Origin of the sequence: Streptomyces avicenniae (assembly GCF_000719135.1) — a bacterium.
Taxonomy (GTDB): domain Bacteria; phylum Actinomycetota; class Actinomycetes; order Streptomycetales; family Streptomycetaceae; genus Streptomyces; species Streptomyces avicenniae.
In genome coordinates, this window is the sequence record NZ_JOEK01000004.1 from 73255 (window position 1) to 84534 (window position 11280).

Annotated in this window: 8 protein-coding genes; 4 read left to right on the top strand and 4 right to left on the bottom strand. The window is 73.8% G+C overall.

Going from position 1 to position 11280, the window contains the following annotated elements; genetic code table 11:
• Positions 1-11: 11 nt before the first annotated feature.
• Positions 12-581: a hypothetical protein gene (locus IF27_RS09085; RefSeq protein WP_052848913.1), complete on the bottom strand. Its 570-nt coding sequence runs from the start codon at positions 579-581 to the stop codon at positions 12-14.
• Positions 582-849: 268 nt separating this feature from the next.
• Here IF27_RS09085 and IF27_RS09090 point away from each other — a divergent pair, with 268 nt between their 5' ends.
• Together IF27_RS09090 and IF27_RS09095 are read left to right on the top strand one after the other, a co-directional pair.
• Complete coding sequence (locus IF27_RS09090) at positions 850-2328, top strand: glutamate-cysteine ligase family protein (RefSeq protein WP_052848914.1); 1479 nt, start codon at positions 850-852, stop codon at positions 2326-2328.
• Between the two features lie 68 nt (positions 2329-2396).
• Positions 2397-3245 carry a CPBP family intramembrane glutamic endopeptidase gene (locus IF27_RS09095; RefSeq protein WP_110945724.1) on the top strand — a complete coding sequence of 283 codons (849 nt, stop codon included), beginning with the start codon at positions 2397-2399 and terminating at the stop codon, positions 3243-3245.
• Between the two features lie 62 nt (positions 3246-3307).
• Here IF27_RS09095 and IF27_RS09100 read toward each other — a convergent pair whose 3' ends face one another.
• Both IF27_RS09100 and IF27_RS09105 read right to left on the bottom strand, forming a co-directional pair.
• Complete coding sequence (locus IF27_RS09100) at positions 3308-4000, bottom strand: DUF4232 domain-containing protein (RefSeq protein WP_052848915.1); 693 nt, start codon at positions 3998-4000, stop codon at positions 3308-3310.
• Between the two features lie 229 nt (positions 4001-4229).
• Positions 4230-4925 (bottom strand): pyridoxamine 5'-phosphate oxidase family protein, encoded by a 696-nt coding sequence (locus tag IF27_RS09105; protein ID WP_052848916.1) that lies wholly within the window; start codon positions 4923-4925, stop codon positions 4230-4232.
• Positions 4926-4990: 65 nt separating this feature from the next.
• On the opposite strand from IF27_RS09105, the gene IF27_RS09110 reads away from it, so the two are divergent.
• Both IF27_RS09110 and IF27_RS09115 read left to right on the top strand, forming a co-directional pair.
• Positions 4991-6331 (top strand): aminotransferase class I/II-fold pyridoxal phosphate-dependent enzyme, encoded by a 1341-nt coding sequence (locus tag IF27_RS09110; protein ID WP_052848917.1) that lies wholly within the window; start codon positions 4991-4993, stop codon positions 6329-6331.
• Between the two features lie 73 nt (positions 6332-6404).
• Complete coding sequence (locus IF27_RS09115; protein ID WP_052848918.1) at positions 6405-7268, top strand: IclR family transcriptional regulator; 864 nt, start codon at positions 6405-6407, stop codon at positions 7266-7268.
• A gap of 49 nt (positions 7269-7317) precedes the next feature.
• Here the strand turns inward: IF27_RS09115 and IF27_RS09120 are convergent, their stop codons facing one another.
• Positions 7318-10674, bottom strand: coding sequence for an FG-GAP-like repeat-containing protein (locus tag IF27_RS09120; RefSeq protein ID WP_190232876.1), 3357 nt, complete (start codon positions 10672-10674; stop codon positions 7318-7320).
• Positions 10675-11280 lie beyond the last annotated feature (606 nt).

The following is an 11280-nucleotide window of genomic DNA, read 5'->3' on the forward strand; positions in this document are numbered from 1 at the left end:
CCCCGGCCCGGTCAGCTCGCCAGGCCCAGCGGCGCCACGCGGCTCGTGAGCAACGGCAGCAGCGCGTCGGTCCTGGTCGGACGCTCGGCGGCGATGCCGGGCGGCGCGGGTGCCAGCGGCACCAGCAGGTCCTGCGGTTCCGGGCTGCCGGACGCCGGGGCGGCGCCCGGGTCCGCGTGCAGCCACAGGGTGACCATGTACAGCTCGGGGACGGACAGCAGCCGCGGCTGGTAGGGAGTCGTCATCGACTCCGCCAGCGCCACGGCCCGCGCCGTCGAGGCGATGAAGGGCCCGGTCGAGAAGTGGGAGAACTCCCAGCCGTTCGCGGTGAGATCGGTCTGGGCTCCGCCCACGGTCACGCCGTCGTGGTCGAGCAGGAAGCGCCACCCGGCGAGCCGGGAACGCGGGGGCACGGTCAGGCCCGTGACGGGGGCCAGCTCGTGCACGGGCAGGGGGAGCACGGGTCGCAGCGACGCACGGTGGCGCTGCAACGGGAGCGGGAGCCACACGGCGGGCTGGCGGAGCGCGTCCAGGACGCTGGCCTCCGCGCCGGCGGGTACCGCGGGGATGTTCAAGGGCATGATGGGTCGCCTCTCGCTTTGGAGTAGGTCGCCTCTTAACAGGAGACACGCCGTGGAGGAATATTAGCCTCCGGGTGTTCTCGTCATGTTTCAGGTAGCCGACCCCGGATGTTTCGGCAAGAACAAAACAGGACGCCGGGCGGGGGGCCCGCGGGGCGATTCTTCCCCTGGAATATGCCGGGGTGAGGTGCCGGTCGCCTGACGGGACGTGTTAGGTCTCCCGGGACGCGGGCAGTATCGGTACACCGTTCGACACAGGAGGTGTCCCATGGGGGCGGAAGTCGTGGCCGACCGGTTCGACCTGACCGCGAGGCAGCGGTTCCGTGCCCGCCTGCGCGCGTGTCTCGACGCGTTCACGCGCATGCTGGGCGAAGAACGTTTCGAAGGACCGCGGGACATGATCGGTCTGGAGATGGAGTTGTGCCTGGCGGATTCGGACGGGGCGCCGTGCATGGTGAACAGCGACCTCCTCGCGCGAATGGCCACCCAGGATTTCCAGAGCGAGCTGGGTAAATTCACGATCGAACTCAATATGCCGCCGCATCACCTGTCGGGGCGCGTCTTCGACGATATGGCCGAAGAGTTGCGTGTCGCCGTGGGATACGCCGACCGCACGGCCGCGGAATTCGGCGCCCAACTCGTCCTCACCGGCGTCCTGCCGACGATCGAGCCCCACCAGGTCGGCCCCGGCACCCTCTCGCCCGAGGGCCGCTACACCCTGCTCAACGACCAGATACTCGCCCTGCGCGGCGAGGCCATCACCCTCGCCATCACCGGCACGGAGACCCTCGACCGGTCCTTCGAGTCCATCGCGCCCGAGGCCGCCTGCACCTCCGTCCAGTTCCACACCCAGGTGACGCCGGGACGCTTCCCCGCCGTCTGGAACGCCGCCCAGGCCGTCGCGGGAGCACAGATCGCCGTCGGAGCGAACGCGCCGTTCGTCTTCGGCCGCGAACTGTGGCAGGAGACCAGGCCCATGCTCTTCAGCCAGGCCACCGACAGCCGCCCGCCCGAGCTGGCCGCCCAGGGCGTACGGCCGCGCACCTGGTTCGGCGAGCGCTGGATCACCTCGGCCGCCGACCTCTTCGAGGAGAACGCCCGCTACTTCCCCGCCCTGCTGCCCGTCCTGTCCGACGAGGACCCCCTCGCCGTCCTCGACGCGGGGGGCGTCCCCGAGCTGGCCGAGCTGAGCCTCCACAACGGCAGCGTCTACCGCTGGAACCGCCCGGTCTACGGCATCGCGAACGGCGTCCCCCACCTGCGCGTCGAGAACCGCATCCTCTCCACGGGCCCCACGGTCACCGACACCGTCGCCAACACCGCGTTCTTCCACGGCCTCGTCCGCGCCCTCGCCGACCAGCCCGACCCGGTCTGGAACCACCTCGCCTTCGCCGACGCCGAGCGCAACTTCGACCAGGCGTGCCGCCACGGCATCGAGGCCCGCCTCGTCTGGCCGGGCGACGGCGCCCGCCCGGCGTACGAGCTGATCCCCGACCGCCTGCTGCCGCTCGCGGAACAGGGACTGGCCTCGGCCGGGGTCGCCGCGGCCGACCGCGACCGCTACCTCGGCGTCATCGAGGGACGGTGCCGCCGCCGCGTCACCGGCGCGGGCTGGCAGACTGCCGTCTACCACCGCTTGGTGGCGGACGGAGCGGACCGTACGAGCGCGCTGCGCGGGCTCGTACGCCGGTACTGCGAACTGTCGCGTACGGACGCCCCCGTGCACACCTGGCCGGACGGCGCCTGACCGCGCCGCGCACCGGCCGCGCACGCACGGCGGCCCCGGCGCGCCGGACAGGAGACGGAGTGGGCTCGATGCCGGAGGCGGGCCGCGCGGCGGACACCACCCCACGGGAGGCGCGTCCGCCGGGTACGGCGCCGCAGGCGCCCCAGGCGCCGCCGCGCGTGCTGCGCCACGAGCTGCTGCTCGTGCTCGCGCTGTCCCTCGGCGCGAGCGGGATCAGCGCCGTCATCTCGTTCACGGGCGTGCTCACCAGGCCGGGCGGCCTGAGCGACCACGCGGCGACGCTCAACGGCTCCCGCGCGCCCGACCGGCCCTGGCTCGACCTGGCCTGGCAGCTGTTCGGCATCAGCACCGCCCTCGTGCCGGTCGCCCTCGTCGCCCACCTGCTGCTGCGCGAGCGCGGCGGCGCGTACGAGGGGGCGGGGCTGCGCGGCATCGGCTTCGACCTGCGGCGGCCCCTGCCCGACCTGGGGTGGGGCGCGCTCGTCGCGGCGGGGATCGGGGGCAGCGGGCTGTTGCTCTACCTCGGCGCGCACGCCGCCGGGGCCAGCCTGACCGTCGTGCCCGAGTCGCTGCCCGACGAGTGGTGGAAGTACCCGGTCCTGATCGCCTCCGCCGTGCAGAACTCGGTGCTTGAGGAGGTCATCGTCGTCGGCTACCTGCTGCGCCGCCTCCAGCAGCTCGGCTGGTCCCCGGTGGCGGCGCTGGTGGCCAGCTCGGTGCTGCGCGGCTCGTACCACCTCTACCAGGGCATCGGCGGGTTCTTCGGGAACGTCGCGATGGGCGTGATCTTCGTCTGGCTGTACCGGCGCTGGGGGCGGGTGATGCCGTTGGTCGTCGCGCACGCGCTGATCGACATCGTCGCCTTCGTCGGGTACGCGCTGCTGGCGGGCCGTGTCGGCTGGCTGCCGACCGCCTGAGCCGCCGACGCGCCGGTCCTGGTGAGGGCCCGGCACGTCGGCGGCGCAGGCGGGGGCGGGCGTCAGGCGCCGGGGCCGCTGCCCAGGGCCAGCGGCAGCGCCTCGATCGTGCCCGCGCCGCACACCGCGCCGAGATCCCAGGCGGCGTCGGTCGCGTCGTACTCGTCGGGCGGGATGACGCCGACCCCCGCGGGGTCGGGGCCGCAGCTGCCGTCCGCCGGGTCGTCCTCGCCCGGGACGACGGTCCAGTGCAGCTGGGCCCAGGCGCTGGCGCCCGGCTCGACCGTGAGCTGTGCGGCCTCCTCGGAGTCGTCGCGCACCGTCGTGGTCGGCAGCTCCTCGCCGTTCTCGGCGACGAGCTGGAGCCCCGGCCAGCCCTCGGTGCGGCAGGCGGTGTCGGAGGTGTTGGTCAGGACGAGCGCGGCGTACCGCTGGCCCGCGCCCGAGTCGAGGCCCGTGATCTCGGCGGTCAGCGCGTCGCTCGTGCACCAGTCGGACGCGGGCGCCCCGGCGCCACCTGCGGTACCGGCGGGGTCGTCGCCGCCGTCCTCGGGCGCGCCGCCCGGGTCGGTGGCCGTGTCGTCCTCGTCGGGGGCGGGCGGTGTGGTGGGGGAGGCGTCCTGGCTCTCCGAGGAGGCCGGTGGGTCCGCCGTGGCGGACGAGTCGGCGGGGTCCTCGGCACATCCGGCCGCGGCGAACAGGGCGAGGACGGCGAGGGTGGTCAGTGCGGCGGGACGCCGGTGGTGAACGGCCATGATGGTCCTTCGTGTGGGGGAACCGACTGAGCGGAGGGTCTCTCCGTGGCGCTCGCGGATTCGACGTCACGGCGGAACCGGCGGTTCCACCGCCGTCGTGTGCCCGGTCCCGGCCGCGGGGTGCCGCGGCGGGCGGGCCGTCCGCTTTCACGCATGTCTTCCTGCTGCCCTGCCCCGGCCCCCGGGACGCACGGAAGTCGCGACCCCACCGGTGCGGGCCCGCGCGCGGTCAGCGCCTGGCGTACGCCGTGAGGTACGCGGGGGGCTGCGCGTCCCGGTCCGCGTGCCCGTTCGCCCCGTCGTCCACCGGCTCCGGCGGGCCGTACACCGTGCGCACCGGCAGGACGCCGCTCCAGTGCGGCAGGTCCAGGTCCTCCGGCTCGTCGTTCGGCCCGCCCGTGCGCACCTTCGCGGACACCTCCGCCAGGTCGAGCGCCAGCAGCGCCGTGGCGGCCAGCTCCCTGGCGTTCCCCGGCCGGCAGTCGGCGGCGCGGCCGGGGACGACCTGGTTGACCGTGGCGTCGAAGCCGAGGGCGCGCTCGGCCGGGTCGGTCACCTGGCGGGCGACGCCGTGCACCACCACCGAGCGGTAGTTGATGGAGTGGTGGAACGCCGAGCGGGCCAGGACGATGCCGTCGATGTGGGTGACGGTCACGCAGACGGGCAGGCCGTCGGGCGCGGTGGCCGCCGCGCGGGCGGGGCGCTGGCCGGTGGACCCGTGGAGGTAGAGGCGTTCGCCGACGCGCGCGTAGAGCGTGGGGAGCACGACGGGCGCGCCGTCGCGGACGAACCCCAGGTGGCACACGTAGCCCTCGTCGAGGACGGCGTGCACCAGCGCGCGGTCGTACGTGGCCCGTTCGCGGCCCCTGGTCGGGGTGGTGCGCGGGGTGCGCGGATAGCTGTCGCCCTGCGGTGTGTCAGGCATCGGTTTCCCTCCCGCCCCGCGCGTCCACCTTGCGGGGCTGTTTGAACTAGTGCAATATGTGGTTTGTGCTAGGAGAATATACGGTCGAAGGGCGCGGCGCAGCCGAGATCGCGGCCAGCGTCGAACAAGGCGTAGCCACCGGGGCGCTCGTCCCCGGCGCCGCCCTCCCGCCGCTGCGCGACCTCGCCGCCCGGCTCGGCGTGAACGCCAACACGGTCGCCGCCGCCTACCGCCTGCTGCGCGACCGGGGCGTCATCGAGACGGCGGGCCGCCGCGGCAGCCGCGTCCGCGCGCGCCCCGCGTCCGCGCCGCGCGACGCCGCCCGCGTCACCGTCCCGCCGGGCGCCCGCGACCTGTCCGAGGGCAACCCCGACCCCGCCCTCCTGCCCCCGCTCGGCCCCGCGCTGGCCGCCGCGGCCGAGCGCGCCGACCGTGCGCCCGTCCTCTACGGCGCCCCGCCCGTCGCCCCCGGCCTGGCCCGCGCCGCGCGGGCCGCGTTCGACCGCGACGCCGTGCCCGCCGGGCCCGTCGCCGTCACCTCGGGCACCCTCGACTGCGTGGAACGCGCCCTCGCCGCCTGGCTGCGGCCGGGCGACGCCGTCGCCGTCGAGGACCCGGGCTGGGGCAGCCTCCTCGACCTGGTGCCCGCGCTCGGCCTGCGGCCCGTGCCCGTCGCCGTGGACGAGGAGGGGCCGCTGCCGGAGCGCGTCGCGCAGGCCCTGGAGCGCGGCGCCCGCGCCCTCGTCGTCACCGCGCGCGCCCAGAACCCGACGGGTGCCGCCGTCGGTGCCGAGCGCGCGGCACGGCTGCGCGCGGTCCTGGCGGCGCACCCCGACGTCCTGCTGATCGAGGACGACCACGGCTTCGGCATCGTCACGCAGCCCCTGCACACGCTCGCCGGTCACGGCCGCCGCTGGGTGTTCGTCCGCTCCACGGCCAAGGCGTACGGCCCCGACCTGCGGCTCGCGGTGTGGACGGGGGACGGCGTCACCGTCGATCGGGTGCGCGGCAGGCAGCGCCTCGGGCCCGGCTGGGTCAGCCACCTGCTCCAGGACGCGGTGGAGCGGCTGTGGGGCAGCGGCGCCGTCGATCCCGCCGTGGTCGCCGCGTCCTACGGTGCCCGGCGTGACGACCTCGTGGCCGCCCTCCGTGGACGCGGTGTGTGGGCGACGGGGCGCAGCGGCATGAACGTGTGGGTGCCCGTGCCGGACGAGACGGCCGCCGTCGCGGCGCTGTCCCAGCGCGGCTGGGTCGCCGCGCCGGGCGCGCGCTTCCGCCTTGAGGCGCCGCCCGGCCTGCGGCTGACGGTCTCGGCGCTGGCGCCCGGGGACGTCGCGCCGCTCGCCGACGCGGTCGCGGCGGCCGTCCTCGGGACGCGGGCGGGCACCGACCGCCGCTGGGAGTGACCGGCGCCACCCCCGCACGTTACAGTGAGCGTCAGTATGTTTCGCACCACAAAACCAGCCTGGGAGGGCCGACGTGCCGCGGACCGGAAAAGCGCAGACCGGCGAGGCGCAGGGCGCGCCCGCGGCCAAGCACTCGTACCACATCGAGGCGCTGGCCCGTGGCCTCGCCGTGCTCGACGCCTTCGGGCCGCTGCGGCGTGAACTGACGCTCAAGGACGTCGCCGAGGCGGCACGCGTCACCCAGCCGAGCGCCCTGCGCATCGGGTACACCCTCGTGGAGGCGGGCTACCTCGTCCGCAACCCCGGCACCAAGGGCTACCGCCTCGGGCCGCGCGCGCTCTCCGTGGGGCTCGCCACCCTCGGCGCGATGACCCTGCCGGAGATCGCCGAGCCGTACCTCACGGACCTGCGCAACCGGACGCAGGAGAACATCAAGCTCGCCGTCCCCAGCGGCACGAACTCGGTCGTCGTCGGCCGCGTCCCCTCCTACCTGCATCCCGACAGCACCATGTACATCGGCTCGACGGGGAAGATGCACGTCTCCTCCCTCGGCCGTGCCATCCTCGCCTGGCGCTCCGAGGAGGAGATCGCCGCGATCCTGGAGCGGGTCGAGGAGGAACGGCTCACCGCCAGGACGCTCACGAAGCCGGACGTCCTCGCCGAACTGGAGGCGACCAGGCGGCGCGGCTACGCCGTCAACGACCAGGGCACCACGCTCGACCACCGCTCCGTCGCCGCCCCGCTGTTCGGCACGGACGGGCGCTCCCTCGCGGCCGTCAACCTCTCGATGTCCGTGCAGCGCATCAGCCGCGCCGACCTGGAGAAGGAGATGGCGCCGCTGGTCGTGGAGACCGCGCGCGCGATCAGCGCGGTGCTGCCCCCGCAGGTCCAGGGCGCGGGCCACTTCGGCACCGACCCCGGCACGGCCGACGCCTGACCGCCGCCGCTCCGGGACCGGCCCGGTCCTGGAACGGCGGCGGCGGGGCTCAGCCGAAGGCCAGCAGGCCGTCCCGCCACCCGCTGGCGGCGCTGACCACGACCGTCCCCGCACCGAGCGCCGACGCCCCGCCCCTGTAGAGCCGCACACTCCCGTCGGGCGCGACACTCCAGATGTCGGGCAGCCCGTCGCCGGTGACGTCGGGAGCGGCGTAGATGTGGGTGATGGGCATGGTGGTCTCCGACCAGCCCTCGGCGTACAGAGTGTCGGTCCCGTTCAACGAGCCGCCCGCGGAGGAGAGGGACGCCACGGTGGAGCCGCGCGAACCGTCCCGTATGCCGTACCGCAGCCACAGCCGGTCGCTGCCGTGGGAACGGAAGAGCAGGTCCGGGGCCCCGTCCTTGTTGAAGTCGGCCAGCGAGACGAGGTCGAGCCCGTTCCCCGCGGTGGCGGAGATCTGATGCGCCGCCGTGAACGTGGCCCCGGTGTAGCCCGAGAGCAGCCAGACGCCGCCGCCCGTGGTCCGCACGAACAGGTCGGGCCGCTCGTCGAGGTTGTAGTCACCGGTGATCATCTGGACGATCGCCGCCGGGTCGGGGGCGCCGGACGGCAGGCGGACCGCCTCACGCAGGCCGACGTCGAAGCTGCCGTAGCCGTCGCCAGGGAAGAGGTAGAGCTGCCCGTCGGGCAGGCGGGCGAACATGTCGGTCACGCCGTCGCCCGGCAGCGCGTCGCCGCCGTGGGTGAACGGGACGGGCGTGCCGTCGGGGTTGCGCCAGTAGCCCGCCATCCCGGGGATGTCCTGGATGGGCCTGCCGTCCAGGTGCGCCGCCTTGAGACTGGTGTGGATGTCACCGCCCCGGGAGGCCGCGTACATGCCCAGGTTGCCGGACGGGGTGATGACGAACAGGTCCGACGTGCCGTCGCCGTTGACGTCGCCCGGCCCGTCCGCCGCGTCCCTCGGGGTGACGTAGAACAGGTAGCGCGTGCCGGAGGAGACGTTGCCCGCGCTGTCCGCCGCCCGGACGTGCAGGATGTGCGGCCCTGCGGCGGGCGGCGAGAGGGTGACGGTGAGCGGCTGCCCGGCCGCGACGGTGCGGGACGTGCCGTAGCCGGTCGAGTCGAAGCTGTACTGGTAGGCCGTGACGTCGCGGTCGCCGTCCGGGGTCAGCGTGAACGCCCCCGAGCTGCCGAACTTCTTCACCGACCAGACCGTTCCGTCGGCGTCCGCCTCGGGGAAGTCCTGCGACGTCACGAGCGGCGGGTTCGGCGCCCGTCCGTCGAAGACGAACCGGCAGACGCCGCCGGTCGCCGCGTACGCCGACGCCGATCCGGTGGAGTCCACCGAACGGACGCGCCACGCGTACTCCCTGCCGCTCACCAGCTGGGACGCGGGGATGGTGGCCGACCCACGCTGGCCGCTGCGCAGCCGGACGTCGGCCCCCACGTCCCGTGGGTCGTCCCCGGTGAGCCACAGCTCGAAGTCGAGGTGCCCCTCGTCGCCGTCGGGGTCGGCATAGGCGGCCGAGAGGATCAGGTCGCGCCTGCCGATGGACGGGTAGGGCGCGGAGTTGTCGCAGCCGGGGCCCGGGTTCATGTCCAGACCCGTGGGCACGTTCGGCCTGCGGTTGTAGACCAGGGTGATCTTGGGGGCGGCCTCGCCCTCCGCGCTGAACTTCTTCCACGACGCCGCCGAGCCCTCGTTCTCCGCGCGCAGCCCGATCGTGAAGTCGGTCCAGCCGCCGTCCGCCGCGTCCTGCGCGACGCCCCGGGCGTCGAAGGTGACGTACGCGTCCGGGCACGAGGAGTTCCAGCCGTGTGCGAACGACTTGGCGCCGATCTCCTCCCGCCAGGCGGGCTGCCGGTTCCAGGTCGTGGACGAGGAGATGCCACCGGTGAGCCAGACCTGCATCTCCCGCGGTGTACAGGACCAGGCGTAGGTCTCCTTGAGCCGGATGCTGGCCGAGGTGACGTCGGCGCCCCGGATGCTGGACGTCCAGCCGAGGCGGAAGAACGAGCGGGACAGGCCGCCGGTCGTGGACTCCCAGCCGACGCGGGCCTCGGTGGTGCCGGTGTTGTAGTTGGCGCCGTCGTAGAAGCTGGAGTCGGGGTACTTCTCGTACGTGGTCGTCCAGTTGCGGGTCTTGCCGGTGATGGACGGGTCGATGAACACCGGCCAGACCGTCTCCTCGTCGGTCAGCCACTCCTCGTCCGGCGTGACGGTCAGCTCGGCGGACGTGCTCCCCTGACCGGCGAGGGTGACCCGCCCGACGGCGGCGTGGGTACCGGGCTGCGGTCCTGCCAGGTTCGGCAGGGCCAGGACGTCCTCGGCGGACGGGGCGCCGTCGGCCCGGAAGGCCGCCTGTTCGACGGGGTCGTCGGACGGCGACGGGGCGTCGGTGTCCAACTCGTCCGACGGCACGTCCGGCTCCGGATCGGGGCCGGGCGCCTCGCCGGGCTCCTCGGTGTACGGCGGCGCGGTCGGCTCCGCCGGTTCGACCGGCTCCGGGTCGGGCCCCTCGGTGACGGCCGGGGTGCCTGCCGAGTCCCACATGTACGGGGTGGGGGAGACGGCGACCTCCGCGCCCTCCGGGTCGTGGGCCGTCACCACCTGGGTCACCGGGTCGAGATGGAACGTCAGGTCGGGGGACGTCAGTCGGTAGGGGATGTCCGCGAGCGGCGCGCCGGCCGCCGCCTCGGGGCTGTGCACGACCAGCAGGTGGCTGAAGCCGCTGTCCCGCGCGGTGAGCATCAGGTCCACGCCGTCGAAGACGTTCCGGTACAGGGCGGTCGGTCCGGACACGACCGGTTCGGGGAGCGGCCCGGGCCACGCCACGGTCAGCTCGTGCCCGGCGCTGGTGAACGTGACGAGGTCGGTGTACGCGGTGTCGGCGGCGGGGACCGCCCGTCCGTCCGCCGGTGCGGCGGAGTACACCGCATTCCTCGTGAACACGGTCGCCGACCTGGCGGAATCTGCCGCCGCTCCGGAAACGCCGCTGCCGCCGTCGGAGAAATGCACCGGATCGGAAGTCGCCACCGGCGTCCAACCGTTGTCACTTTCCGCGAGGTCGGTGTTAATGTTTTCCCACTCGCCGTTCACCTTCGCCCGGATCGGGGCGGCGTGGGCGGTCAGTTCGAATGACCCGTCGGGCAACGCGAAAGTTGTGGAGGTGGCGTTGCGCAACGCGACCACCTCCACGCGTTCCCCGGTGCGCCGCGCCTCTTCCCTGGCGGAATTCTCGGCGCTGATCTCCGTGGTGGTGGCGGGCGCGTCGTCCGCCCGGGGAGTGTCTCCCCCGGACCCGTCGGGGACGAGCAGGCTGGCGGTGACGGCGGCGGCGAGCAGGGCGGCCACACCGGCCGTGGCGCGGCGGGGCGTCACCCGGGGCGGGCGGAGACGTTTCACGGTGCTGAGGGCCTCTCTCGGTTCGGTCTCGCCCGGAGCCGGACGCCGCACCCTCACTGCGAGTGCTCTGACATGGACTTTCTTCCGATCCGGCACCGCGCGTGCGCACGGTCGTGGCGGGAGGAAGGGCCGGGCGGAAGCATGGCCGATGACGGCGGGTGGCGCCATCCCCGTACGGGTGGGCCACGCGCCGACCGCGACGCCGCCCCCTGGGACGGCCGCCGCACCGGCAGGCGTACGCCGCCGGGTGGCACGTCCCGCCGTGCGGACGCGGCCTCGTGCAAATGGGGGCAACAGCCCATCAAATTCCCTCGCGCTCGGCCCTGTTTGCCCCACGGCGCGCCAAGGGATTCCCCTTACTTTGTAATGTGTGCGTGCGTGAGTTGTGAAGACCCTTTGGGTCAGTAGGCGTGCTATCTGCGCGGGATGGCGATTCGATCCGTGATCAACATCACTCGCTCCGCCAAATGTTTGACGCGCTGTGACACATTGCCCGAGCATGCGTGTTCGTCAGCGTTTTCGATCGGCGGCAGAGGCGGGTAAACGAGCCTCTGTCGCCGATCCGGTGTGTGAGGACCGTGGGCTTCGTGTGGAATTCGCTTTCCC